Source organism: Nitrobacter sp. MLSD-S21 (assembly GCF_058809865.1).
On sequence record NZ_JBXASZ010000001.1, the window covers coordinates 394,302 to 420,527 of the forward strand.

The 26,226-nt window shown below is 59.8% G+C and carries 23 protein-coding genes and 1 pseudogene; 23 read left to right on the top strand and 1 reads right to left on the bottom strand.

What is annotated here, in order from left to right:
* Window positions 1-6: 6 nt before the first annotated feature.
* From nuoN to AC1RT6_RS02020, 14 genes and pseudogenes are all read left to right on the top strand, one after another.
* Complete coding sequence (nuoN, locus tag AC1RT6_RS01955; protein ID WP_079446672.1) at window positions 7-1,443, top strand: NADH-quinone oxidoreductase subunit NuoN; 1,437 nt, start codon at window positions 7-9, stop codon at window positions 1,441-1,443.
* Window positions 1,443-2,255: a biotin--[acetyl-CoA-carboxylase] ligase gene (locus AC1RT6_RS01960; RefSeq protein ID WP_079446671.1), complete on the top strand. Its 813-nt coding sequence runs from the start codon at window positions 1,443-1,445 to the stop codon at window positions 2,253-2,255. The genes nuoN and AC1RT6_RS01960 overlap by 1 nt, the downstream gene beginning before the upstream one ends.
* Entirely contained in the window at window positions 2,255-3,925 is a 1,671-nt protein-coding gene (locus AC1RT6_RS01965; protein WP_079446751.1) for a ribonuclease J, read from the top strand. The genes AC1RT6_RS01960 and AC1RT6_RS01965 overlap by 1 nt, the downstream gene beginning before the upstream one ends.
* Before the next feature lie 206 nt (window positions 3,926-4,131).
* Complete coding sequence (mce, locus tag AC1RT6_RS01970) at window positions 4,132-4,536, top strand: methylmalonyl-CoA epimerase (RefSeq protein ID WP_079446670.1); 405 nt, start codon at window positions 4,132-4,134, stop codon at window positions 4,534-4,536.
* Window positions 4,536-4,811, top strand: a complete 276-nt coding sequence (locus tag AC1RT6_RS01975; RefSeq protein WP_079446669.1) for a DUF1467 family protein — start codon at window positions 4,536-4,538, stop codon at window positions 4,809-4,811. The genes mce and AC1RT6_RS01975 overlap by 1 nt, the downstream gene beginning before the upstream one ends.
* A 206-nt stretch (window positions 4,812-5,017) precedes the next feature.
* Window positions 5,018-5,389 (top strand): DUF2946 domain-containing protein, encoded by a 372-nt coding sequence (locus tag AC1RT6_RS01980; RefSeq protein ID WP_079446668.1) that lies wholly within the window; start codon window positions 5,018-5,020, stop codon window positions 5,387-5,389.
* Between the two features lie 90 nt (window positions 5,390-5,479).
* Window positions 5,480-7,678: a TonB-dependent receptor family protein gene (locus AC1RT6_RS01985; protein ID WP_309772663.1), complete on the top strand. Its 2,199-nt coding sequence runs from the start codon at window positions 5,480-5,482 to the stop codon at window positions 7,676-7,678.
* An 87-nt stretch (window positions 7,679-7,765) separates the two neighbouring features.
* Window positions 7,766-8,308 (top strand): copper chaperone PCu(A)C, encoded by a 543-nt coding sequence (locus tag AC1RT6_RS01990; RefSeq protein WP_079446666.1) that lies wholly within the window; start codon window positions 7,766-7,768, stop codon window positions 8,306-8,308.
* Complete coding sequence (locus AC1RT6_RS01995) at window positions 8,305-8,838, top strand: YcnI family protein (RefSeq protein WP_079446665.1); 534 nt, start codon at window positions 8,305-8,307, stop codon at window positions 8,836-8,838. Before AC1RT6_RS01990 ends, AC1RT6_RS01995 begins: the two co-directional genes overlap by 4 nt.
* A gap of 51 nt (window positions 8,839-8,889) precedes the next feature.
* Window positions 8,890-9,135: pseudogene (locus AC1RT6_RS02000) on the top strand (copper resistance CopC family protein); the annotation flags it as partial.
* A gap of 295 nt (window positions 9,136-9,430) precedes the next feature.
* Window positions 9,431-10,426, top strand: a complete 996-nt coding sequence (locus AC1RT6_RS02005) for a copper resistance D family protein (protein WP_472790044.1) — start codon at window positions 9,431-9,433, stop codon at window positions 10,424-10,426.
* Between the two features lie 171 nt (window positions 10,427-10,597).
* Window positions 10,598-11,917 carry a proline--tRNA ligase gene (proS, locus tag AC1RT6_RS02010; protein ID WP_079446663.1) on the top strand — a complete coding sequence of 440 codons (1,320 nt, stop codon included), beginning with the start codon at window positions 10,598-10,600 and terminating at the stop codon, window positions 11,915-11,917.
* 73 nt (window positions 11,918-11,990) lie between these two features.
* Window positions 11,991-13,271: a lipoprotein-releasing ABC transporter permease subunit gene (locus tag AC1RT6_RS02015; RefSeq protein WP_079446662.1), complete on the top strand. Its 1,281-nt coding sequence runs from the start codon at window positions 11,991-11,993 to the stop codon at window positions 13,269-13,271.
* A gap of 7 nt (window positions 13,272-13,278) precedes the next feature.
* Entirely contained in the window at window positions 13,279-13,977 is a 699-nt protein-coding gene (locus AC1RT6_RS02020; RefSeq protein WP_079446661.1) for an ABC transporter ATP-binding protein, read from the top strand.
* Between the two features lie 36 nt (window positions 13,978-14,013).
* Here AC1RT6_RS02020 and AC1RT6_RS02025 read toward each other — a convergent pair whose 3' ends face one another.
* Window positions 14,014-14,265 (bottom strand): DUF3551 domain-containing protein, encoded by a 252-nt coding sequence (locus AC1RT6_RS02025; RefSeq protein ID WP_079446660.1) that lies wholly within the window; start codon window positions 14,263-14,265, stop codon window positions 14,014-14,016.
* Between the two features lie 231 nt (window positions 14,266-14,496).
* Here AC1RT6_RS02025 and pyrF point away from each other — a divergent pair, with 231 nt between their 5' ends.
* The 9 genes from pyrF to dxr all read left to right on the top strand — a co-directional run bounded on the left by pyrF (window position 14,497) and on the right by dxr (window position 26,203).
* Window positions 14,497-15,219 carry an orotidine-5'-phosphate decarboxylase gene (gene pyrF, locus AC1RT6_RS02030; RefSeq protein ID WP_079446659.1) on the top strand — a complete coding sequence of 241 codons (723 nt, stop codon included), beginning with the start codon at window positions 14,497-14,499 and terminating at the stop codon, window positions 15,217-15,219.
* Between the two features lie 822 nt (window positions 15,220-16,041).
* On the top strand, window positions 16,042-19,548 hold the full coding sequence (gene dnaE / locus AC1RT6_RS02035) for a DNA polymerase III subunit alpha (protein ID WP_079446750.1): 3,507 nt from the start codon (window positions 16,042-16,044) through the stop codon (window positions 19,546-19,548).
* A gap of 190 nt (window positions 19,549-19,738) precedes the next feature.
* Window positions 19,739-20,737 carry a 30S ribosomal protein S2 gene (locus AC1RT6_RS02040; RefSeq protein WP_079446657.1) on the top strand — a complete coding sequence of 333 codons (999 nt, stop codon included), beginning with the start codon at window positions 19,739-19,741 and terminating at the stop codon, window positions 20,735-20,737.
* Between the two features lie 126 nt (window positions 20,738-20,863).
* Window positions 20,864-21,787 (top strand): translation elongation factor Ts, encoded by a 924-nt coding sequence (gene tsf, locus AC1RT6_RS02045; RefSeq protein ID WP_493028991.1) that lies wholly within the window; start codon window positions 20,864-20,866, stop codon window positions 21,785-21,787.
* A gap of 49 nt (window positions 21,788-21,836) precedes the next feature.
* A complete protein-coding gene (gene pyrH / locus AC1RT6_RS02050) occupies window positions 21,837-22,553 on the top strand; it encodes a UMP kinase (RefSeq protein WP_079446655.1) in 717 nt (238 codons plus the stop codon).
* Window positions 22,554-22,604: 51 nt separating this feature from the next.
* On the top strand, window positions 22,605-23,168 hold the full coding sequence (frr, locus tag AC1RT6_RS02055; protein ID WP_079446654.1) for a ribosome recycling factor: 564 nt from the start codon (window positions 22,605-22,607) through the stop codon (window positions 23,166-23,168).
* A gap of 18 nt (window positions 23,169-23,186) precedes the next feature.
* Window positions 23,187-23,945, top strand: a complete 759-nt coding sequence (locus AC1RT6_RS02060; RefSeq protein WP_079446653.1) for an isoprenyl transferase — start codon at window positions 23,187-23,189, stop codon at window positions 23,943-23,945.
* 188 nt (window positions 23,946-24,133) lie between these two features.
* Window positions 24,134-24,976, top strand: a complete 843-nt coding sequence (locus AC1RT6_RS02065) for a phosphatidate cytidylyltransferase (RefSeq protein WP_472790036.1) — start codon at window positions 24,134-24,136, stop codon at window positions 24,974-24,976.
* 3 nt (window positions 24,977-24,979) lie between these two features.
* Window positions 24,980-26,203: a 1-deoxy-D-xylulose-5-phosphate reductoisomerase gene (gene dxr / locus AC1RT6_RS02070; protein WP_079446651.1), complete on the top strand. Its 1,224-nt coding sequence runs from the start codon at window positions 24,980-24,982 to the stop codon at window positions 26,201-26,203.
* Window positions 26,204-26,226: the final 23 nt, after the last annotated feature.

Genomic DNA, 26,226 nt, shown 5'->3' on the forward strand with positions numbered 1-26,226 from the left:
CCAGCTATGATGTTTGAGGCCGCTGGATATCAACTGCTTCCCGTATTGCCGGAAATTGTTCTGGCGGTCGGCGCGATGGTGTTGCTGTTGATAGGGGCATGGTGCGGCCAGCGTGCAGCCGGCCTCGTGACCGGTCTTGCGATCTGTTTTCTGATCGGGACCGGCGTGATTGAGTATCTGTTGCCGCACGGCAGGCTGATGACGTTCGGCGGCAGCTTCATCGTCGATGAGTTCGCTCGGTTTCTGAAGATACTTGCCTTGCTCGGCTCTGCGGCGACGCTCGTTCTGTCCCGGGAGTTTCTCGAGGACCAGTCCCGTCGGATGTTCGAGTTCGCAATTCTGGTGATGCTTTCGACGGTCGGCATGATGGTGCTGATTTCGGCGGCCGACCTGATCATGCTGTATCTCGGGCTCGAATTGATGAGCCTTGCGCTCTACGTGGTAGCGGCGAGCAACCGTGACAACGTCAAGTCAACCGAAGCGGGTTTGAAATACTTCGTCCTTGGCGCTCTGGCGTCCGGGATGTTGCTGTATGGCGCTTCGCTAATCTATGGATTCACGGGAACGGTCAGCTTTGCCGGCATTGCAGCCGCTGCGAAGACCGGTAGCATCGGCGTTGTGTTCGGCCTTGTCTTTCTGCTGGCTGGCCTTTGCTTCAAGGTGTCGGTGGTGCCATTCCATATGTGGACGCCCGATGTCTATGAAGGAGCGCCGACGCCGGTCACGGCATTCTTCGCCTCGGCGCCGAAGATCGCGGCGATGGCTGTGTTTACCCGCGTGGTGCTGACGGCATTCTCTGGGGTCGTCGCCGAGTGGCAGCAGATCGTGGTTTTCGTGGCGATCGCGTCCATGGCGCTGGGGTCGTTCGGCGCGATCGGACAACGCAACATCAAACGCCTGATGGCTTATTCGTCGATCGGCCACATGGGTTTTGCACTGGTCGGTCTTGCTGCCGGCACGGTCGAAGGCGCGCAGGGCGTCGTGCTGTATCTGGTCATCTATACCGTGATGACGTTCGGGGCCTTTACTGTCATTCTCGCCATGAGTCGTAACGGTCAGGCCCTGGAGCAGATCAGCGATTTCGCGGGGCTATCGCGAACCAATCCGCTGCTGGCTTTTTTCTTTGCAATGCTGCTGTTTTCGCTCGCCGGAATCCCGCCGTTGGCCGGTTTCTTTGCCAAATTCTATGTTTTCAGCGCGGCCATCAAGGCGGGACTGTTTGCCCTATCCGTGATCGGCGTCATCACCAGCGTCGTCGGTGCGTTCTACTATCTCAACGTGATCAAGATGATGTATTTCGACGAGCAGGCCGAGGCGACAGACGCGGTGCACATCGAATTGCGTTCGGTGGTGGCGGCGACGGCGCTTTTTAACATGCTGTTCTTCGTGTATCCGGGACCCTTGGTCAGCGCAGCCACGGCGGCTGCGAAATCATTGTTCTAATGGCATTCTCGCTCGGTCCACGAGCTGCATCGGCTGGTTACCGACTCGCGGTTTTTGACCGCATCGGCTCGACTAACACCGAAGCGCTGGTGCGTGCGCGAACGGGCGAGACCGGCCCGATCTGGCTGGTAACGGCGGAACAAACCGCGGGACGGGGTCGTCGGCAGCGTAGCTGGATCTCCCCTCGGGGCAATCTGGCCAGCAGCGTACTCGAGGTTATCGATACCTCGCCCGCCGTAGCAGCGACCTTGAGCTTTGCGGCAGGGTTGGCGCTCGAAGCTGCGCTTCAAGCAGTCAGCCTTGAAGCGCGCATGAGATCTCCAGTTTCGGAGAAGGTGACGTTTCATTTGAAATGGCCGAATGACGTGTTGGCAGGTGGGAGGAAACTCGCGGGGATCCTGCTGGAGGCCGAGGTGGTTGCACGTGACCGTCTGGCCGTTGTTGTCGGCATAGGCACTAATGTGGTTGCTGCGCCTGAGGGAATGCCGTATCCGGCCGTTGCGCTGAGGGACCTCGGCATCGACATCGGCGCGGAGGATTTATTTCGCGCGCTGACCGAGGCCTGGGCTGAATTTCGCGCGATCTGGGACATGGGTCGTGGCTTTGGCGAGATCAGGCGGCTGTGGCTCGATCGGGCGGCCGGCGTCGGCCAACAGGTCTCGGTCCAGTCTGGCCAGTCAATGGTATCCGGCCTGTTTGATACCATCGACAAAAACGGGTGTTTGATCGTTGCGACCTCCGACGGTACGCGAGTGGCCGTCTCCGCCGGCGATGTGTATTTCGGCACGGCAGCCTCGGTCGGAGCAACATGATAGCGCGGCCTGATGAGTTGATGTTCGCCCCGCTCGGCGGCGTGGGTGAGATCGGCATGAACCTGTCGATCTACGGGCTCGGCAATCGTCATCAGCGCAGCTGGCTGGCGGTCGATCTCGGTGTATCCTTCGGCGACGAGGAACATTTGCCGGGCATAGATCTCATCATGCCGGACATCCGGTTTCTCGAACAGGAACGAAAGAACCTTGTCGGCCTGGTGCTGACGCACGCCCATGAGGATCACTTCGGCGCAATCATCGATCTGTGGCCGCGTCTGAGATGCCCGATCTACGCGACCAAATTCAGCGCGGCTTTATTCGAGGCCAAATGCGCCGCTGAACGCAATTCGCCCGACATCCCTGTGACTATCGTACCTTCGGGAGGGCGTATCGGGATCGGTCCCTTTGGCGTGGAATTCATTCCGGTGGCGCACTCGATTCCGGAATCCCATGCCCTTGCGATCCATACGGAAGCTGGAATTGTTGTGCATACCGGCGATTGGAAGATCGATCCGACGCCCATCATCGGCCCGCCGACCGACGAACGGCGCTTTCGCGAACTTGGCGACGAAGGCGTGCTGGCGCTGATCGGCGATTCGACCAACGCGGTGCGGGATGGGCGTTCGCCGTCTGAAATCGAAGTCGCCAAAACCATCGCGGAATTGGTGAAGGCCGCCAAGGGCCGAGTTGCGGTGACAACGTTTGCGTCCAACGTCGGACGGCTGCGCGCGGTGGCCGATGCCGCGCGTGAGGCAGGACGCGAGGTCGTAGTGGTCGGCCGTGCAATGGCGCGCGTGGTGCAAGTCGCGCGCGAGACCGGGCATATGGACGGGGTGCAGGATTTCCGTAGCGCCGAAGTCTATGGCCACCTTCCTGCGGACAAAGTATTGGCGTTGTGCACGGGCAGTCAGGGCGAACCCAGGGCGGCACTTGCCCGCATCGCCCGGGACGATCATCCGGAGGTCACGCTGAACGGTGGCGACACCGTGATCTTTTCCTCACGCACCATTCCCGGCAATGAGAAAGCCGTCGGCGCTATCATCAACGGTCTTGTGGCGCAGGGCATCAAGGTCATTACTGATCGCACCCGACTTGTTCATGTCTCTGGCCATCCACGCTGCGACGAGCTGCGGGACATGATTTCCTGGGTTCGCCCACGTCTGCTGATCCCGGTGCACGGCGAGGCTTTGCATCTCTCCGAACATGCGCAGTTGGCGCGTGCTTCAGGCGTGCCGAAAGTTCTGATCTGCAAGAATGGCGATCTGGTCCGGCTTGGGCCAGGAGACCCAGGCATCATCGATGAATTGCCGTCAGGGCGGCTTTACAAGGATGGCTCCATCCTGGAGGATTCAAAGTCGCGCGCGGTCGTCGAGCGGCGGCGCATGGCATTTGCCGGCTGCGTGTTCGTGGCAATTGCTGTCACGGACAAAGGTGAACTGGTTGAGGATCCCGAAGTTGATCTCGTTGGCATACCGGAGAAGAATATGGCCGGCGAGATACTCGACGACATCGTTTTCGACACGGTGGTCTCGACGGTGAAAGAGTTGCCGCGGACACGGCGGCGCGATCCGGATGCGATGGCCGAGTCGGTGCGCCGCGCGGTACGGGCAGCAGTCGCGGAAGAGTGGGGCAAGAAGCCACTCTGCTATATTCACGTTCTGGTGATCTAGAGCCTTTCCGCTTCTGATGGAATCAGAAGCGAGGCTCCATGATTTTGATCTGACGCGTTTTCTTCACGCGAACCGGTATCCACTTTGCTCGAAAACGCTATAGTATAGTGGATTAACGTCTCCCCTTGACGGTGTTTCCCGGACATGGAGGTGGATGTGATGCAGGTGCGACGAAACTAAATCCAACCATTGCATTGCGGGATGACATGCTGGGTAGGCTCAATCATGTGGCTATTGCCGTCAGAGATGCCGAAAAGGCGGCAAAGATTTACGGCGTCGCCTTCGGCGCGGAAATTTCTGCCGCGCTGCCGTTGCCCGAGCATGGGGTGATCACAGTGTTCGCGGTGCTGCCAAATACGAAGATCGAGTTCATTCAGCCGCTCGGCGAGACGTCTCCGATTGCGAAGTTTGTGGAGCGTAATGCGGATGGCGGTATTCACCATGTCTGCTATGAGGTTCCTGACATCGTCGCGACTCGTGATATTCTCATAGCAGAGGGCGCGCGCGTTCTCGGCGACGGCGAGCCCAAGATTGGTGCGCATGGCAAGCCGGTGCTTTTCTTCCATCCGAAAGACTTTTCCGGCGCGCTTGTCGAGATCGAGCAATCCTGATGGTTTCCGCAATTTTCTCCGGTGTTGCGATCTATTTTGTCTTCTGGTGGATAACGCTGTTTCTGATGCTGCCGTTCGGTGTGCGAAGCCAGCATGAAGACGGCGAGCATGCTCCGGGCACCGATCCCGGAGCCCCTGTGCGGGCGTTGATGCTGCGCAAAGTGATTTGGACCACGATTATTTCACTGACGCTCTATGGTATCGCGGCCTGGTCGTATTATTCAGGCCTGCTGAATGTGGCGCGGTTGTCGCGACTGATGGGTTTTTCGGATTAGCTTTCGCGAAGCACTGTGCGCGCTGTCCCGGCGCCGCGTCGGATACTGGTGCATTCAAGAGAAAGGCCGGGCCAGCGTTAGAATACAAAACCGCTGATCGTTGTGGTCTTGTATTCGCTCGTACACCCCTCCGCCGACCTGTAGGATATCGGCTCGACACTCGACTCCGGCCGTGATAGCTCTCAACGCGAACGGCTGAGGGGATCATGCGACGGCGGCTGGGAAGGCTTCTTCCGATCGTCATGTTTGCGATGCTGGTGCAGATTTTCGCACCAATCGCCGCCTGCCGAGCGTTGAGCAACACGACGGGTGATCCGACTGCGGGCGCCATCTGTTCCCACGCCACTGACGGCAGCATTTCGCAAGACGGTCAGGCGGACCATCAAAAGGCAAGCGGCGCGTGCTGTACATTATGCTGTGTCGGCAGTAGCGCGACCCCGACTGCTGACCCGCAAGCCTCCATTGTCGAGGTCGAACGGAATGCCAATGCGGTCCGCTGGCGCGATCTGACCTTCGTCCTGCCGCCATCGGCGGTCGGCTCCAACGCGCAAGCGCGTGGCCCTCCCGTTATTTCCTGATCGGTGAGTTTTGAACGATTGCTGCGATCTTGCAGCGATCCGAATCCGTTCGAACGCTCCGGGCGAATGTCCGGTATCAGGTAAATTATCATGTTCAATTGCCTTGCCTCCGTCGGAGGCAGCGGGCTTCGCCGTGTGCTCGCGACGTCCGTTGCGATCATGTTGCCTTCCGCGGCTTTCGCGCAATCCGGAGTAACGCTGCCGGCGGTAACAGTCATGGCGGCCCAGCCCGACAAACCTCAGTTAAAGCCCGCCATGCGAAGCACGCCGCGGTCAAATCAGGCCGTTCGTCATGCACAGGCTCCTTCGCAGGCCGCTGCTCCGGCCGCCGTCCCCGGATCGTTGACGGTCCTTACCGCGCAGCAGGCGCTGCGGGAAATCCAACAGACGCCCGGCGGCGTCGCGCTAGTGATAGCCGATGCCTACAAGAACTCGACTGTCGCCAACACCATCAAGGACGTGCTGGAATACGTGCCCGGCGTGTTCGTCCAGCCGAAATGGGGCGACGACACCCGGCTGTCGATCCGAGGTTCGGGCTTGTCGCGTAACTTCCATCTACGTGGCGTGCAGCTCTATATGGACGGAATCCCGATCAACACGTCCGACGGCTATGGCGATTTCCAGGAAATCGATCCGACTGCCTATAAGTATGTCGAAGTCTTCAAGGGGGGCAATGCGCTGCGCTTCGGCGCTAACTCCCTCGGCGGCGCCATCAATTTTGTGACGCCGTCCGGCCGCGATCCCTTCATCAACGGCGTCAGCGTCGATGCCGGCGCTTTCGGCTTCCGGCGGTTGCAGGCCAAGGCCGGAGGCAACAACGGTCCGTGGGATGGCTTTATCACCGCCGCAACGCAGAGCAGCGATGGCTTTCGCGATCACAGCTTCGGCCAGGCGACGCGCCTCAGCGGCAACGTCGGTTATCAATTCTCGCCGGATTTCGAGACGCGGTTTTATCTCAACGCCAACAGTGTGCGGCAACGCATCCCCGGCAGCGTCAGCAAGTTTTCGGCGCTGACGTCACCTGAGACCGCCGCTGTCAACAACCTTACAGGCGACTGGCAGCGAAATATCGATTCCGTGCGTATAGGTAACAAGACCACCATGCGGTTCGATAATACGACGGTGGAGTTCGGTGCGTTCGGGATCGATCGCCATCTGATGCACCCGATCTTCCAATGGCTTGATTATCACTATCAGGACTATGGCGCGTTCGTGCGAGCGGTCGATGACCGCATGATCAATGGCTTCCGCAACCGGCTGGTGGCGGGCGTCAACGTGATCAATGGCAGGATCGACAATCAACAGTTCGCCAATCTCGCCGGCCAGAAGGGTGAGCTGCTGTGGTCGTCGATCGATCGCTCGAAGAACACTTCGGTCTATGCCGAGGATTCGTTCTATTTCCTGCCGAACGTCGCCGCGGTCGCGGGCACGCAGTTTCTTTACGCGACGCGCGACAGGCAAGACCGCCTCCTGAGCGACGGCGATCAATCGGGCCGGACGGAGTTCAGCCTGTGGAGCCCGAAAGGCGGGTTATTGTGGCAGATCGATCCGACCTGGCAGGCTTTTGCCAACATTTCGCGCAGCGCGGAGGTGCCGAGCTACGGCGAGAGTGCGATCGGTCCTGGGATTCCGACCATTCCTTTTACCAGCATTCGGCCGCAGCGCGCGACGACGTACGAGATCGGCACGCGCGCGGGGCGGCCTGACGCCACTTGGGAGCTGACGTACTACCGGGCGCAGATCGACAACGAACTGCTTTGTCTATTCAGCGCGTTCGGTAACTGCAACGTCACCAACGCTGATCGCACGATGCATCAGGGCATCGAGGCCGGCGCAGGCGCTGCGATCTTCCGCAATCTTTTCGTGCGCGGCGATCAGCCGGACCGGCTCTGGCTCAACATTGCCTATACCTTCAGCGATTTCCGTTTCAGCAATGATCCGGTGTTCGGCAATAATCTGCTGCCTGGAGCGCCGCGCCACTTCGTCCGAGGCGAGCTGCTCTACAAGCATCCGAACGGGTACTACATTGGTCCGAATATCGAATGGGTGCCGCAAGGCTATTATGTGGACAGCGCGAACACGCTGAGCACGGACGGCTATGCGATCTATGGACTGAAAACCGGCTTTGACGATGGCGGCAGGTATTCTGGCTACGTCGAGGCACGCAACATCGGCAACAAGGCCTACATCGCTTCCAGTTCGATCATCGATCGGGCCAACGCGAACTCACCATTGTTTGAACCTGGATTTGGGCGCGCGGTCTATGCTGGGTTCAAAGTGCGATGGTGAGTGCCTATACGCGCGCATATCGGCATCTTTTCGACCAGTGCTTATGATCGAACGGTCCTCTTGTGACAGAACCAAAAGGAGAATGTCATGAAATCATGTTTGGCGCTTCGCGGCATCATCGGCGCCGTGGCGGTCGCTGCGCTTGGCCTGGTGACGCCAGTCCACGCTGAATCCGCCAGCGTCGGCGATCTGGTGATTTCTCAGCCCTGGACTCGTGCCACGGCGGGCGGCGCCAAGGTCGGTACCGGATATCTCACCATCGAGAACAAAGGTGCGGTTGCCGATAAACTTGTCGGCGGTTCGACCGATGCAGCCGGCAAGCTCGAAGTTCATCAAATGAGCATGAGCAACGGCGTAATGAAAATGCATCAGGTCGAGGGTGGACTCCCCGTCGAGCCGGGCAAGACGGTCAAGCTGGAGCCGGGCGGCTATCACCTGATGTTGGTCGATCTCAAGCATCCCTTCAAAAAGGGTGAAAAGGTGCCGGTGACGCTCGAATTCGAAAAGGCCGGCAACGTCGCGGTCACGCTCGATGTGGAAGGCATCGGTGCGCGAGCGCCGGGCGTGCCGGCCGGTGGAGCGATGATGAAAAAGATGCCGGATCATTCACAGGATGGAGGCGAGAAGTGACGCGCGCGTTAGGATCGTGGATAGGTTCGGCCGTTGCGGTGGCTGCCGCAATCATCTCGTGTAACGCAGCGCTGGCGCATGTCACGGTCCAGCCGGCGGATGCACCCGCGGACAGCTATGCACATCTCACCTTTACCGTGCCGCACGGCTGCAACGGCAGCGCGACCACGGCGCTGCGGATCAAGCTGCCGGAAGGCATTCTGTCGGCGAAGCCGCAGATGAAGACGGGCTGGAATGTCGAAATCAAGAGCAAAAAGCTCGAAACGCCGGCGCAAGGACCACACGGAAATACCATCACAGATGTCGTGGATGAGGTCGCCTGGCGTGGGGGTCCGTTGCCGGACAGCCTCTATGATACGTTCGGTCTGGTCGTCCGACTCCCGGACCAGGCGGGGCAGAACCTTTATTTTTCCGCCGTGCAGGAGTGCGAACAGGGGGTCGAGCGCTGGATCGAAATCCCACAGGCCGGACAGGTCCTCGACGGACTGCACAAGCCTGCGCCGGTGGTTCGACTGAAAGCCAAACGCTGAGAATCGTCGTCGGTGAGACATTTCACGCAGGTGGTGTGGTGCTGGCTGTTGATGACAGTGCTGTTGTCGTCGGCGGCCTGGGCCCACGCCAGCCTGATAGCCAGTGATCCCGCTGACGGCGCTCTGTTGGCACGTTCGCCGGCGACCCTGACGCTGACGTTCAACGAGCCCGTCGAGCCGCTGACGATCCGGATCGTCGATGAGAGCGGAGCGGCTGAGAGCGTCACGCGGATTCGCCGCGACGGCGCGCAGCTTATCCTCACGCCGGCGAAGCTGGACAACGGCGCGCACGTCATCAGTTGGCGTGTGGTTTCGGCCGATGGTCATCCGGTGGGCGGCTCCACGACATTTTGGATTGGCCAGCGTGGCGCGAATGCACCGCAAGCGATGCGCTCGGACGACGCGCTGCTTCGTGGCGCGATCTGGCTGACGCGGGTAACCGTCTATCTCGGCTTGTTCGTCGGCGTTGGCGGCGCGTTCTTCGTCGCATGGATGCAAGCATCGTCCGCACCTGCCGTGCGCGTCATCGGTAACGTCATCGATCTGGTCGCATTGGGCAGTTTGGCAATTGGTGTAGGGCTGCGAGGGCTCGATGCCCTGGCGTTGCCGTTATCGTCGTTACCCGGACCCGGAGGTGTGGATCGTAGGCGCTCACGGCTCGTTTGGGTTGTCGGCCGTGATCGCGGCCGCGGCCTTGCTGCTGGCCTCGCTATCGCATCGGGTCGGCGGGACCCGCGCCAGGGTGATGTCGCTCGGCGCTCTATTGGGTGTCGGATTGGCGCTGGCGACGACCGGTCATGCTGCCACGGCTTCGCCGCGATGGCTCACCGCGCCTGCGGTGTTTGTGCACGGCATTGCTCTGGCATTCTGGGTCGGGTCGCTGGCTCCGCTCGCGCTGGCGATGCGCGGGCCTCGCCAGGCCGCGATCGAGGCCCTGAAGCGGTTTTCGTGGGTCATCCCCTTCGCTGTCGCAGCGCTGCTGGCGAGCGGGCTGCTGCTCGCCGTCGTGCAACTCAAGCGGCCGGACGCGTTGTGGACGACGAGCTATGGCCGCGTTCTCGCGATCAAGCTCATGCTGATAGTACTGCTGCTGGCGATAGCGCTCTGGAATCGGCTGTTTCTTACTCCGCAGGTCGGGGAGGGCCGGGATAAGTCTCGCCGTCTCATGCGACGGACGATCATTGCCGAACTGGTCCTGGTGGTCGGCATCCTCGGCGTCGTCGGACTTTGGCGTTTTACACCTCCGCCTCGCGCCCTTCTCGCCGCCCAACCCCTGTTTACGCACGTTCATACCGAACGCTTGATGGCGGACATTACCGTGTCACGTGGCCGGTCCGGTCCTGTCAGTATTGCCATCCAGTTGCGGACACCGGACGAGCAGGTGCTTGCCGCCAAGGCCGTTTCCGTGACGCTGTCCAGTCAGGAGAACGGTGTCGAGGCCTCGATTGCTGAAGCGAGGTCCTCCGGCGAAGGACAATGGCAGGTTTCGATGGCGATCCCGGTCGCCGGGCGATGGACTCTCGCACTCGATGTGCTGATCTCGGATTTCGATCAATTTCATGCCGAGGCAGAGATTCAGATCCATTAGAGTCCGTTTTAACTGCGTTGAATCAAACTCTGCTTTATTCTTTCGACTGACTCCGAAAACGTGAAATTCCGTCGCTTTTGCGCGGCTTGTCGTCTTGCAGACCTTGTATTTTGCTGGCCGATCCGGTTTCACTGCCAGCGTCCGTGTCTCCAAGCGATTCCAGGCCTGCCCATGCGATTGTCGCGGTTTTTTTTGCCGATTCTGAAGGAGACCCCGAAGGAAGCCGAGATCGTCTCGCACCGGCTGATGCTGCGGGCAGGCATGATACGCCAGGAGGCGGCCGGCATCTATGCTTGGCTGCCGCTGGGTCTTCGGGTGCTCAAGAAGATCGAGGCGATCGTGCGCGAGGAGCAGAACCGCGCCGGCGCGATCGAGCTATTGATGCCGACGCTGCAACTCGCGGATCTCTGGCGCGAGAGCGGGCGTTACGATGCCTATGGACCGGAGATGCTGCGGATTCAGGATCGCCACAAGCGCGAGCTGCTGTTCGGTCCGACCAACGAGGAAATGATCACCGAGATCTTCCGCGGCTATATCCGTTCCTATAAAAGCCTGCCGCTCAATCTCTACCATATCCAGTGGAAGTTCCGTGACGAGCAGCGTCCCCGTTTTGGCGTCATGCGCGGCCGCGAATTCCTTATGAAGGATGCCTATTCCTTCGATATCGATGAAGCTGGCGCGCGGCGATCCTACAACAGGATGTTCGTCGCTTACTTGCGCACATTCGCGCGTATGGGATTGAAGGCGATTCCGATGCGGGCGGAGACCGGCCCGATCGGCGGCGATCTCAGTCATGAATTCATCGTTCTCGCCGAGACCGGAGAATCCGGCGTCTATATCGACAAGGATGTTCTCGATCTTCCGGTACCTGACATGGATGTGGATTACGATGGCGATCTGACGCCGATCGTCAAGCAATGGACCACAGCCTATGCCGCGACAGAGGACGTGCATGATGGGTCGCGCTATGAGCACGAGGTTCCGGAAGAGAGACGCGTTCATACCCGCGGCATTGAGGTCGGTCAGATCTTCTATTTCGGCACCAAGTATTCCGACTCGATGAAGGCACTGGTGGCTGGCCCCGACGGCATTGAGCAGCCGATCCATGGCGGCTCCTACGGAGTGGGGGTCTCCCGTCTCGTCGGAGCGATCATCGAGGCCTGTCATGATGAGACGGGCATCAAATGGCCGGACGCCGTGGCGCCGTTCGCGGTGGCGATCCTGAATCTGAAACAAGGCGCCAGTGATACTGACGCGGCATGTGAACGGCTCTATCGCGAACTCTCCGCCAGGGGAGTTGACGTGCTTTACGATGACACCGACCAGCGGGCAGGCGCGAAGTTCGCAACCGCCGACCTGATCGGCATTCCCTGGCAGGTGATGGTGGGCCCGAAGGGGCTCGCCGAAGGCAAGGTCGAGATCAAGCGACGGAGCGACGGGGCGCGAGAGCATGTCGCGTTGGAGGATGCGATTGCGCGGTTGATGACGTAGCGATTATCCACCGCGCGCGGCATTCAATGCCATTCCGGCCACAATTGGCCGCGAATCATGGGATTATCGAAAGATGGATGAGACCATGAACGAGCCGCTTCGAACCAAGCCGTTTGCCGCCTTTGAGTGGATGCTGTCCGGGCGCTATCTGCGAGCGCGGCGGAAGGAAGGGTTCATCTCCGTCATAGCCGGCTTCTCGTTCCTCGGCATCATGCTCGGCGTAGCCACGCTGATTATCGTGATGGCTGTCATGAATGGCTTTCGCACGGAACTGCTTAGCAAGATCCTTGGCCTGAACGGGCACCTCTTGGTTCAGCCGCTGGAGTCGCCGCTCACCGACTGGAAGGACGTTGCGGACCGTATCAGTCAGGTGCAGGGGATACGGCTTGCCGCGCCTGTCGTCGACGGTCAGGCGCTCGCGTCTTCGCCGTATAATGCCGCCGGTGTGCTCGTCCGGGGCATCCGGGCTAATGATCTCAACAATCTCACCTCCATCGCCCAGAATATCAAACAGGGGACGCTCGACGGGTTCGACGACGGACAAGGCGTGGCCATCGGCCGGCGTCTTGCCGATCAACTCTCGCTGCACGCAGGCGACAGCGTGACGCTGGTCGCACCGCGCGGGGCCGTAACTCCGATGGGCACGACACCGCGCATTAAGCCGTACAAGATCGCGGCGGTGTTCGAAATCGGGATGTCGGAATACGATTCCACCTTCATATTCATGCCGCTGGCTGAGGCGCAGGCCTATTTCAATCGCGCCAACGATGTCACCGCGATCGAGGTCTATACGGACAATCCGGACAAGATCGTTGAATACCGCGCGTCGGTGACGGAAGCTGCGGGCCGCCCGGTGTTTCTGGTCGACTGGCGGCAGCGGAATTCGACGTTTTTCAATGCGCTCCAGGTCGAACGCAATGTGATGTTTCTGATCCTGACGCTGATTGTCCTGGTCGCGGCGCTGAATATCGTTTCAGGGCTGATTATGCTGGTCAAAGACAAGGGGAGCGATATCGCCATTTTGCGCACCATGGGCGCTTCTCAGGGAGCGATCATGCGTATCTTCCTGATCACGGGGGCGGCAATCGGCGTGGTCGGCACGCTTACCGGCTTTGTGGTGGGGCTCGTGATCTGTCTCAATATCGAGTCGATCCGCGAATTTCTCTCATGGCTTACCAGCACGGAGCTGTTCTCACCTGAGCTTTACTTCCTGTCCAAACTGCCGGCCGAAATCGATGTTCGGGAGACCAGCGCCGTTGTGATCATGGCGCTGACGCTGTCGTTTCTCGCGACTCTTTATCCGTCATGGCGCGCGGCGCGGCTCGATCCCGTCGATGCCCTGCGGTACGAGTGAGCCCGACATGGAGCAAGAGACGAAGGAAGTACCGGTTGTTTATCTTCACGATATCAGGCGTCAATATACGCAGGGTGAAACGAGGCTGACCATTCTGGACAGCACGAAGCTTGCCTTGTGGGCGGGCCAGTCCGTTGCGCTGGTGGCCCCGTCGGGATCGGGCAAGTCAACCCTGCTGCATATTGCCGGACTGCTCGAAAGCCCTGATGCAGGGGAGGTCTATATCGGAGGAACCGCGACGTCCAGTCTCTCGGACGTTGAGCGTACGCAGATAAGGCGCACCGATATCGGGTTCGTCTATCAGTCGCACCGTCTTCTTCCGGAGTTCACCGCGCTTGAAAACGTTATGCTGCCGCAGATGATCCGCGGTCTCAAGCGCGCAGAGACGGTCAAGCGCGCACACGAAATTCTCGCTTATCTCGGGCTCGAGGACCGCGTCACCCATCGTCCGGCGGAGTTATCCGGCGGAGAACAGCAGCGGGTTGCAATCGCGCGTGCCGTTGCCAACGCGCCGCGGGTGCTGTTTGCCGATGAACCGACCGGCAACCTCGATCCCCAAACAGCAGATCATGTGTTCAATGCGCTGATGCAGCTTGTGAAAGCGACTCAGGTGGCAATGCTGATCGCGACGCACAACTTGGAACTCGCAGATCGGATGGACCGGCGAGTATCGCTTGAGAACGGTCACGTGGTCGAACTCGACTGAAGGGATTTGACCAGACGGCGCCAACTTTCGTCTTGATTATTGGTAGTGGTGTCGTCGTCGTGGCCGCCTCCGATCGTCTGGCGTGCCGGCGAAATAGGGGTTCTCCATGCATTGGGCGTACAAGCCCCTTGTTGACGCCCTACATTGCTCCATGGTTTCAAAGCGGCAGTCACTCATCGTGACCGGTGAGTAAAGCATCTGGCAGACCGGATAACGGGGGTCCCAGTTCTGGGCGTTAGCTGTGGCGCACGAGAAAATCAGAGCTAGAGCGATGAAAGTTCCGCGCATCAAATGATTCCTGAATGAATGAACTGATAAGCACTTTCGCTTTTTGGCCGCGTATCAAGTTATCAAGTCGCAAAGCTTGCAGGTGGGCGTGTGACTGCCCCGCATATTGATATATATCCTCGCCTGAAGTAGTTCCATCTCGCTAAACGCAAAACTTCAAAAGTTCGGTGTCAGGCTAACCAACCCTCGAACTTTCGAGGTCCTTTGACAAGCATTGAGGTGGCCCGCGGCATGACCGGCTCACACTATCTCGACCTCGCCCGTGAGAAGCTGATTGTCGCTCTCGATTACTGGAATATCGAGGATGCAAGGAAGCTCGTTCGGGACTTGGGCGACGAAGTCTCTTTTTACAAGGTCGGTTTAGGGCTGCAACTCGTCGGCGGAAACGAATTTGCCAGGGAACTCATTGCGGAGGGCAAGCGGGTTTTCCTGGATTACAAATATTACGACATCGCAGAGACCGTTCAACGCGCGGTCGCCCAGGCAGCCGAGTTGAAGATCACCTTCCTGACCGTGCATGGCGTTGCGAGCATCATGAAAGCTGCCGTCGCCGGTCGCGGCAACTCCGACATGAAGGTTCTCGGCGTCACTGTGCTCACAAGCATGGATGCCGAGGATATCAAGGAAATGGGATTCGAGTGCAGCGTCGAAGACTTGGTCGTTGCACGCGCGAAGAGGGCGCTTGAGGTTGGAGTCGATGGCGTCATCGCGTCGGCCTTGGAAGTCGCCGAGCTTCGCAAGCAGACCAGCAACAAGCTGATGATCGTGTCGCCTGGTATCCGCCCGAGCGGCGGCGCCAAGCATGATCAGAAGCGGGTGGCCACACCGTTTGAAGCCATGCGTGCGGGGGCGGATTACCTGGTGTTGGGCAGGCCGATCTACGCCGCGGATAATCCAAAAGCCGCCGCGCAAGCGATCATTCAGGAAATGGCGGATGCGTTGCGCCCGGATTAAGGCTTATCTCTCGAAAGCTGAAGCGTTTTTGAGCGAAGTGGAATCCGGTTCGCGTGAAGAAAACGCGTCAAATGAAAGACTCTTAGGAATCCCGACTCAGGCTTTTCCCGTTCGACGGTAACCACGTGAGATACGGCAGGTCATTTCTTCTCAACTAAGCCGCGCCTGAACCTTTGGTAGTTTGTCTCTTCGCGGCAAACGAAACGACTTGCGAAGTGGACCAAGGAGCGCTATCGGCCCCTTATGGCTCAGAAACTCAAACCTGGCGTGCGAAGCCGCGACGGCGGTGAATATACCTGTTCTGGTTGCGGCGCCGTCTACGCAGTGACGGTCTATACCAGTCCGTTTAAGGACACGGGGCATGCAGATTGTGACGTCTGTAGCCTACCTATCAAAAGCTGGAACCACGCAACGGCGTGGTGGTCCTACAAATTGACCAAGCGGCCACGCAAGTGATGGTGGTCGGCGAAACCCGCGCCATTAACCAAGGGATTTGTTCCAAGGTCGTCCTTACTTGACTTTTAGAACATAAAGGGAACAATGTTCCTCCTATGTTCTAGTCAGAGGAGGGCCGAACCATGTTGAGAATGTTTGTGGAGGAGGCGTCGGCGCTGGCGTCGATCGTGCTGTTCGTTGGAATGGTTGCCGTCTGGGCGCAGCTTATTCCTCAACTTTCGTGAGCGAGGTCCGGCGGACTGGGGAAAGCGAGAACAGCCGCGCGGGTGTGGGGGTTTCGGATGGACTCACCAGGTGCAAGCCCTCACCATTCATTCGCTGCGGGTCGGCCCGTGCCGATTCGGCCCGATGATTGCTCAAGAAGCCATGATCCAGAAAACAGTCGCGGCTAACGCAGGTTTCGTTCACCTGCATGTCCATTCGGCCTATTCGTTGTTGAAAGGCTCGATCAAGATCCAGAAACTGGCGGAGCTCGCCAGGGCGGATCACCAACCGGCATTGGCGCTCACTGATACCGACAATATGTTCGGTGCGCTGGAATTCTCCGACAAGGTCGCGGGCCAGGGCATTCAGCCGATCATCGGCTGTGAACTGGCAGTGGATTTCGGAGATCAGGACGCCAATGCGCGGAATGCGCTTCCACCCGCCCGAATCGTCCTGCTGGCGACTCGCGAGGTCGGTTATCGTAACTTGATGAGACTGAACTCCCGGGCGTTCCTCGAAACGCCGGTGCATTACAGCCCGCACATCAGTTGGGAGTGGCTTCGGGGTGAGAACGAAGGTTTGATCGCCTTGACCGGCGGGCCGGAGGGCCCTGTGGCGTTGGCGTTCACCGCCGATCATTCAGCGCTTGCGATTGCTCGCTGCGATCAACTCGCCAAGATTTTCGGCGACCGGCTCTACGTGGAGTTGCAGCGTCATGGCCTGGACAAGGAACGGCGAGTCGAAGGTGCGTTGATCGACCTCGCTTATGCGAAGGGTCTTCCGCTGGTTGCAACCAACGAGCCGTATTTTGCCAGCTCCGATGATTATGAGGCCCATGACGCCTTGCTGTGTATCGCCGGCGGTCGCCTGGTTGCGGAGACCGAACGCGAGCAATTGACTTCCGATCATCGCTTCAAAACCCGCGCGGAAATGGCTGTCCTGTTTGCCGACATCCCCGAAGCGTTGTCGTCCACGGTTGAAATCGCAGAACGTTGCGCGTTCCGGCCCATGACACGCAAGCCGATCCTTCCGAACTTTACAGTGGCCTCCGACGCCGCCGCGGCGGACGGCAAAAACGATGAAGCTGCTGAATTGCGGCGGCAGGCGGAAGAGGGGCTTGCGAAGCGGCTAGCGGTGCACGGCGTCTCGACTGGAATGATGGAGACCGACTACCGCGCGCGCCTTGGTTTTGAACTCGACGTCATCACTCGCATGAATTATGCGGGCTACTTCCTGATCGTTGCGGACTTCATCAAATACGCCAAGTCCGAGGGAATTCCAGTCGGGCCCGGACGTGGTTCCGGCGCCGGCTCATTGGTAGCCTATGCGCTCACGATCACCGATCTCGATCCGATCCGGTTCGGCCTGCTCTTCGAGCGTTTCCTCAATCCCGAACGCGTATCGATGCCGGACTTCGACATCGATTTCTGCCAGGAACGGCGCGGTGAGGTCATCGACTACGTGCAGAAGCGTTATGGTCGCGATCAGGTCGCGCAAATCATCACCTTTGGCACGCTACAGGCGCGGGGCGTGCTGCGCGACGTCGGCCGCGTCCTGCAGATGCCTTACGGTCAGGTGGATAAGCTCACCAAGCTGGTGCCGCAAAATCCCGCAGCGCCGGTCTCGTTGAAGCAGGCGATCGAAGGGGAGCCGAAGCTTCAAGCGTTTCGCGATGAGGATCCTGTAGTGGCACGCGCGTTCGATATCGCCCAGCGCCTCGAGGGGCTGACACGTCACGCCTCGACCCATGCGGCGGGCATCGTGATCGGCGATCGCCCCTTGAGCGAACTCGTGCCGCTGTATCGCGATCCAAAGTCTGACATGCCGGTGACTCAGTTCAATATGAAGTGGGTGGAGCCGGCAGGCCTCGTGAAGTTCGACTTTCTCGGCCTGAAGACGCTGACCGTTCTTGACGTTGCGGTGAAGTTGCTAAAGCAGCGCAATATCCACGTCGATCTCGCCACACTGCCGCTCGATGATGCACCCAGCTACCAGATGCTGGCGCAAGGCGACGTGGTCGGCGTGTTTCAGGTTGAAAGCCAGGGTATGCGGCGAGCGCTGGTGGACATGCGCCCGGACCGTTTCGAGGACATCATCGCGCTGGTCGCGCTGTATCGGCCGGGGCCGATGGCGAATATTCCGACCTATTGCGCGCGCAAGCACGGCGAGGAGGAGGCGGAGTTTCTTCATCCAATGCTCGAGCCGATCCTGAAGGAAACCTTCGGCGTCATCATCTATCAGGAACAGGTGATGCAGATCGCCCAAGTTATGGCCGGCTACTCGCTCGGAGACGCCGACCTGCTGCGGCGGGCGATGGGCAAGAAAATCCGCGCGGAAATGGAAAAGCAACGCGCGATCTTCGTTGCCGGCTCCGTAAAAAGCGGCGTTCCCAAAGGCCAAGCGGAAACGATCTTTGAGCTGCTGGCGAAATTCGCTGATTACGGATTTAACAAAAGCCATGCGGCGGCCTATGCGCTCGTCTCCTATCAGACGGCGTATATGAAAGCGCATTTCCCCGTCGAGTTTCTGGCGGCGTCAATGACGCTCGACATGAGCAACACCGACAAGCTTTCGGAATTTCGCGCGGAAGCCCACCGCCTGGGCATCAAGGTCGAAGCGCCGTCGGTCAACCGCTCTGGCGCGACCTTCGAGGTGAGCGAAGGCGTTATTTGTTATGCGCTGGCCGCGCTGAAAGGGGTGGGCGCACACGCGGTCGAACTGATCGTCGAAGCTCGCAAGAACGGCTTTTTTACCTCGCTGGCCGACTTCGCCGCCAGGGTGCCGCCACGTGCCATCAACAAGCGCGTGATCGAAAGCCTCGCAGCCGCCGGAGCGTTCGATGCGCTCGAGCCCAATCGCGCCCGCGTGTTCGCCGGCGCCGAGGCGATCCTTGCCGCGTGCCAGCGCAGTCACGAGGCAACGATACTCGGTCAGAATGACATGTTCGGCGGCATGGCGGACGCGCCCGACATCATGCTGCCTCGGGCGGAGGCTTGGCTGCCTGCTGATCGGCTGAGGCGCGAATATGAGGCGGTTGGATTTTTCCTCTCGGGACATCCGCTCGACGACTATGCGACAGCGCTAAAGCGGCTGCGCGTCCAGTCCTGGATCGAATTTTCCCGCGCGGTGAAGGCTGGTGCGACCGCCGGCAAGGTAGCCGCGACGGTGCTTTCGCGGATGGAGCGGCGAACCAAGACCGGTAATAAGATGGGCATCATCGGCCTGTCCGATCCGACCGGCCATTTCGAGGCGGTGCTGTTTTCAGAAGGTCTGGCGCTATTTCGGGACGTACTTGAGCCGGGAGCAGCAGTGCTGTTGCAACTCGACGCGGAGTTGCAGGGAGAGGATGTGCGGGCGCGGGTGTCCCGTGCCGAGCCGCTCGACGATGCCGCGGCCAAGACACAGAAGGGTCTGCGGATTTTCCTGCGCGATTCCAAGCCGCTCGAGTCGATCGAAAAACGTCTTCTGGCAAACGAAAGCGGTAACCCGGCCGGGGGCGCCGGAGTTTCAGCGTCAAGGCAAGCCGGCGACGGTGACGTCTCGCTGGTGATGTTGCTGGACCTTGAAACGGAGGTGGAGATAAAGCTTCCGGGCCGCTTTCGGGTTTCGCCTCAGATCGCCGGCGCGATCAAGGCGGTGTCGGGGGTCGTGGACGTTCAGGCCGTCTGACCGGCCCGGGCAGCGCAGGCGGCGGGGTCGGATTGCCTTGCGTATAGCGGGTACCCTCGCTATACAGGCCGCATCTCACACGGAAACATGGCCTAAAAAGCCGTCCGGTGGCTGCCGGACCGCATTCCTTTTGGTTTGACGGTTCGGTCTGCTCACACGTTTCCGGAGGAACCAACCGGAGAATTTTACCATGGCGCTACCTGAATTCACCATGCGTCAGCTGCTTGAGGCTGGCGTTCATTTCGGCCACCAATCGCACCGCTGGAATCCGAAAATGGCGGAGTACATTTTCGGTGCGCGTAACAACATCCATATCATCGACCTCGCGCAGACCGTGCCGTTGCTGCACCGTGCGTTGCAGGCCGTCAGTGATACCGTCGCCAAGGGCGGCCGCATCCTGTTCGTCGGCACCAAGCGGCAGGCGCAAGACGGCGTCGCCGAGTCGGCGAAGCGCTCGGCACAGTATTTCGTCAATTCGCGATGGCTGGGCGGCACGCTGACCAACTGGAAAACGATTTCCGGTTCGATCAAGCGGTTGCGCCATCTCGACGAGGTGCTCAATTCCGGCGATGCCAATGCCTACACCAAGAAGGAACGGCTGACGCTGCAGCGCGAGCGCGACAAGCTCGATCGTTCGCTCGGCGGTATCAAGGACATGGGCGGTCTCCCCGATTTGATCTTCGTGATCGATACCAACAAGGAAGACATCGCGATCCAGGAAGCCCAGCGGCTGAACATTCCGGTCGCGGCGATCGTGGACACCAACTGCGATCCGAAAGGCATCACATATATCGTGCCCGGTAACGACGATGCGGGCCGCGCCATCAGCCTGTATTGCGACCTCATTGCCCGAGCGGCAATCGACGGCATTTCGCGGGCTCAGGGTGATTCCGGCATCGATGTCGGCGCCTCGGTTGCGCCGGTGCAGGAACAGCTTCCGGATGCCGCGCAGCCTGCCGGCTTCCAGGGGCTCGCCGGGCCGCGAGGCGTCGCCGACGATCTCAAGAAGCTCACGGGCGTGTCAGGGGCGATAGAGAAAAAGTTCAACGATCTCGGCATCTTTCACTATTGGCAGCTTGCAGAGCTCGATCACGATACCGCGCACAGGATTGGCGAAGAAGTTGGCCTTCCAAGCCGGGCCGACGGCTGGGTTGCCCAGGCTAAGGCAATGACCGCCGAGGCCGAATAACGTGACGCGCGGGCGGTGTTGCGGCCGGCCGCTTCAGACCTGATTTTCTGACTTGATCCCTGAATAGAGGTGGCGGGGGCAGTAAGCCGTACCGCAATCTCCCGACAGGCAAAGGACATTACAGCAATGGCGACAATCACCGCGGCGATGGTCAAGGAGCTGCGCGAAACCACTGGCGTCGGCATGATGGATTGCAAGCAGGCGTTGACCGAAAACAACGGTGACATGCAGGCTGCGATTGACTGGCTGCGCAAGAAGGGACTTTCCAAGGCTGCCAAGAAGGCGGGGCGTGTGGCAGCCGAGGGCCTGATCGGCGTCGTCACCAGCGGCAACAAGGGTGTCGTCGTTGAAGTCAATTCGGAAACCGACTTCGTTGCGCGCAATGAGCAGTTTCAAGGATTGGTCAAGATGGTGGCGCAGGTCGCCCTCAGCGTCGGCGCCAATGTCGAGGTGATCAAGGCCGCCAAGGTTGGTAGCGCCACCGTGGAGACGGCGATCTCGGATGCCATCGCTACCATCGGCGAGAATATGACGTTGCGTCGCGCGGATTCGCTGGAGGTCGCCAAGGGGGTCGTCGCGAGCTATGTCCACAATGCCGTGATCGACGGTGCAGGCAAATTGGGGGTGATCGTCGCGCTTGAGTCTGCCGGTAATGCCGACGAGCTCGCAGCGCTTGGCCGCCAGATTGCGATGCATGTCGCGTCCACGAATCCGCTGGCCATCGATCCCGCGGGAGTCGACCCGGATGTCGTCACACGTGAGAAGGACGTCCTCGCTGACAAGTTTCGGCAACAAGGCAAGCCGGAAGCGATGATCAAGAAGATCACCGAGTCCGGCCTGAAGACCTTTTTCAAGGAACAGACGCTGCTGGAACAGCCGTTTATCTTCGACGACAAGAAGAGTGTTGGCCAGGCGCTCAAGGAAGCCGAGGGCAGGGTTGGGGCGCCTGTGAAGATTACAGGCTTTGTGCGCTATGCTCTCGGCGAAGGAATCGAGAAGGCCGATTCCGATTTTGCGGCCGAGGTTGCTGCGGCGGCCGGACAGGGCTGACGCCGGATCTGAGGCGGGACAGTCTGACTCGCGACGGAGCTAACGCATCATGGATCAGCCGGCCTACCGTCGTGTTGTCGTGAAGCTGTCGGGGGAATATCTGGCGGGTTCGCAATCTTTCGGCATCGATCAGCCCACCATCGATCGTATTGCCGGCGATCTGACCGCGGCCCGCGCGCTGGGAGCTGAAATCGCGGTCGTTGTCGGCGGAGGAAATATATTCCGGGGCGTCGAGGTATCGTCCCGCGGCGTCTCGCGTCCGACCGGCGATACGATGGGAATGCTTGCAACCGTCATGAACTGCCTTGCGCTCGAGGCCGCCCTCGAACGCCGCGGGCAATCGGCGCGCGCCCTCTCTTCGTTTGTAATGCCCGAAGTCTGTGAGCTCTTCACCCGCCGTGCGGCGCACAAATATCTTGCAGAGAACCGAATTGTTCTGCTCGCGGGCGGAACCGGAAATCCTTATTTCACGACCGATACGACGGCGGTGCTTCGTGCCGCCGAGATCGGCGCGCAAGCCGTGCTCAAGGCGACCAACGTGGATGGCGTATATAGTGCCGATCCGAAGAAGGACCCGTCGGCGAAACGGTTCGAACGGTTAAGTCACTCGCAGGCGCTCGAAGGCGGCTATAAGGTCATGGATGCGACAGCTTTCGCGCTTGCTCGCGAGACGTCGCTGCCTATCATTGTGTTCTCGATCGCCGAACCGGATTCTATCGGCGCCATCCTGAGGGGGACCGGCCGCGGGACGATCGTCGCAAGTTGATCCGTGGCGTCGGATCGGATGTAGTTCAGGCAAGTTCCAGATGGAGGGCACATGGCGTCGGAAAACTTCGATATCGGCGACCTGAAGCGGCGAATGCAGGGAGCGATACAGTCCCTCAAGCATGAACTGGGGGGCTTGCGGACCGGTCGGGCGTCGCCGTCAATGCTCGACCCGGTGCAAGTCGATGCCTATGGCAGCCACATGCCGTTAAATCAGGTTGCAACGATCAGTGTCCCCGAGCCGCGCCTGCTGTCGGTACAGGTATGGGACAGATCGATGGTGAAGGCTGTCGAGAAGGCGATTGTCGATTCTAACCTCGGACTGAGCCCGGCCACCGAGGGACAGGTATTGCGACTGCGTATCCCCGAACTTAACGAAGAGCGGCGCAAGGAATTGGTAAAGGTCGCGCACAAATATGCGGAGGCGGCCAAGGTGGCGGCTCGTCATGTGCGTCGCGACGGCTTGGATACGCTCAAGAAGCTCGAAAAGAATCACGAGATTTCCGAGGACGACGAGAAACGCCTGGCGAACGATGTTCAGAAGGCTACGGACGGCGTAATCTCCGAAATCGATCAGTTGCTGGCGGGCAAGGAAAAGGAAATCCTTACCGTTTAGCAGGATTGGACTGGCCTGATGTCGAATGCTGTTGCGCCTGCAATCGAGGGATCGGACCAATCCGATACACCGTTGCACGTTGCGATCATCATGGATGGCAACGGCCGATGGGCGGCCGCTCGAGGACTGCCGCGCGCGGAGGGTCATCGCCGCGGCGTCGAGGCGTTGAGGCGCGTGGTCCGTGCTGCAAGCGAATTGAACATCCTTTATCTGACCATTTTTTCATTCAGTTCCGAGAACTGGTCGCGGCCTCCGAGCGAGATCGGCGATCTCTTCGGCTTGCTGCGAAGGTTCGTCCGTAATGATCTGGCAACGCTGCACCGCGACGGAGTGCGGGTGCGAGTTATCGGCGAGCGTGCCGGGTTGGAGCCGGATATCTGCGCGCTGCTGACAGAGGCCGAGGATCTGACGAAGAACAACAACCGGCTTAATCTTGTCGTTGCATTCAACTATGGCTCGCGACAGGAAATCGCAAAGGCTGCCCAGCGCCTTGCTCGTGAAGTCGCTGACGGCAAGCGCGACCCGGCCACGGTCGATGCCGATACGCTGGGTCGATATCTCGACGCGCCGGACATTCCCGATCCTGACTTGATCATTCGCACAAGCGGTGAGCAGCGGCTGTCGAATTTCCTGATGTGGCAAGCGGCTTACAGTGAGTTTGTATTCGTCCCGATTCACTGGCCGGATTTCGACAGAACGGCGCTCGAAGGCGCGATCGCCGAATATGCCAGACGCGAACGACGCTTCGGCGGGCTGGCTGCGAAAGCCGGATCGTGATCATAGCTTTTCGAACGAAGTGGTTATCGGTCGCGTGAAGAAGCGCGCCAATCAAAATCATAGAGTCCGCATCATCCATCAGAAGCGGAAAGATTCTAGACTATAAGATGTTAGTTTGCCTTTGATTCCGAAGTTCGTATCAAAGGTTGCTAGCTAAGGACATTCGAACTTGGACTCGGGACATTAGTGTGAATCAGGATCAACTCGCGCCGGTTGCCGCAAGCGGATCGCGAAATCTCCGGACGCGTATCATTGCGGCATTGGTGCTTGCGCCAGCTGCGATTGCGATCGCATGGGCTGGCGGACCGCTATGGATAGGTCTTGTGACCCTCGCGGCCATCGGCATGTACGTCGAATGGCTGACGATCGTCGGCACCGCGCAGGAAAGGTGGACGGTTGCCGCAGGGATCGCAGCCCTCGTTGGCTCCAGCCTGTGCCTGGCGCTCGGATACGACGCGGTTTCGCTGGTTGTTCTCCTGATCGGCGCCGCGGTGGTCGCAGCGATGTCGCAACAGTTGCGGCTCTGGTCAGTCGGTGGATTCTGTTACGCGGCGGCTGCCGCATTTGCGGCGGTTCAGGTTCGCCTCGACGGCGAATACGGATTTGTCGCGTTGATGTTTGTGCTCCTGGTGGTGTGGGTGACGGACATCGGGGGATACTTCGCCGGCCGCGGAATCGGCGGACCCAAATTGTGGCCTCGCGTTAGTCCGAAGAAGACGTGGGCGGGTGCGGCAGGCGGTTTCGTCGCGAGCCTTGCAGTTGCCGCCGGATTTTCGGCTTTTGGTTTTGGAAATCTGACGTCTTTGCTTTTCCTAGGGGCGGTTCTGTCAATCGTGTCGCAATCGGGCGATTTGTTTGAATCTGCGGTCAAAAGGCGATTCGGGGTCAAGGATTCCAGTCAGATCATTCCCGGTCACGGCGGCTTGCTCGATCGTCTCGACGGCTTTGTCGCGGCGATCGTGTTCGCCATGTTTTTCGGATTTCTGCTTGGCGATGCCAATGGCATCGGTCACGCTCTTATGGGTTGGTGAGGTATGAGTGCTGTTCCGTTGAAAAACGACAAGCCGGTTGAGGCTGGCGTCAGGACCGTGACGGTTCTGGGAGCGACCGGATCGATCGGCGACAGCACCATGGATTTGTTGCGCGGCGCGCCCGGCCGCTATCGGGTCGAGGCCCTAACCGCGAACTCCAATGTTGAAGGCCTTGCCAAGCTGGCGCGCGAATTTGACGCGCGGTTTGTGGCGATCGCGGATATCGCTCGCTTTGGCGAATTAAAGGATGCGCTTGCTGGTAGCGGCATCGAGTGTGGTGTCGGCGAAAGCGCGATCATCGAGGCCGCTTCGCGTCCAGCCGACTGGCTGATGGCCGCGGTGAGCGGCGCGGCTGGACTGAAGCCCGCGCTTGCAGCCGTTGATCGAGGGACGACGATTGCGCTTGCGAACAAGGAATGCCTGGTCTGCGCCGGCGATTTCTTCATGCAGCGCGCCGCGAAGGCGGGAGCTTGCATCCTGCCAGCGGACTCCGAACACAATGCCTTGTTTCAGGCTCTGAGTTCGGGAAATCGCGATGAACTCACGCGCGTCATCATCACCGCGTCAGGAGGACCGTTTCGCACCTGGGCGGCGGCTGACATCGAGAAAGCGACGTTGGCGCAGGCGTTGAAGCACCCGAACTGGAGCATGGGACAGAAGATCACCATCGATTCAGCGTCGATGATGAACAAGGGGCTCGAAGTCATTGAGGCCGCCTGCCTGTTTGCGCTGACGCCGGACGAGATCGACGTCCTGGTTCACCCGCAATCGATCGTCCACGGCATGGTCGAGTTCTCAGACCGATCCGTCGTCGCTCAACTTGGCACCCCCGACATGCGGACGCCGATCGCACATTGTCTCGGTTGGCCGGAACGCATTGCGGGACCGGCGGCGAAGCTCGATCTCGCTAAAATTGGACAACTGACTTTCGAGGCGCCGGATTTCGCCCGATTCCCGGCGTTGCGGCTCGCTTATGATGCGCTGCGGACCGGAAATGGCGCAACCACGGTCTACAACGCTGCAAACGAGATCGCCGTCGCGGCGTTTATCGCTGAGAAGATCAGGTTTGGCGCCATCGCACGCCTGGTCGAAGCCACCATGAATGGCTGGGTCCGGGCAGGAAATCTCGCGCCCTTGGCGTCGGCTGATGACGCCCTCGCCGTTGACCATAACGCGCGAAATATGGCTGCTTCACTATTGCCTCAAATTGCCGCAAAGGCATCTTAGGCGTGGACGGGAACAGGGCCACC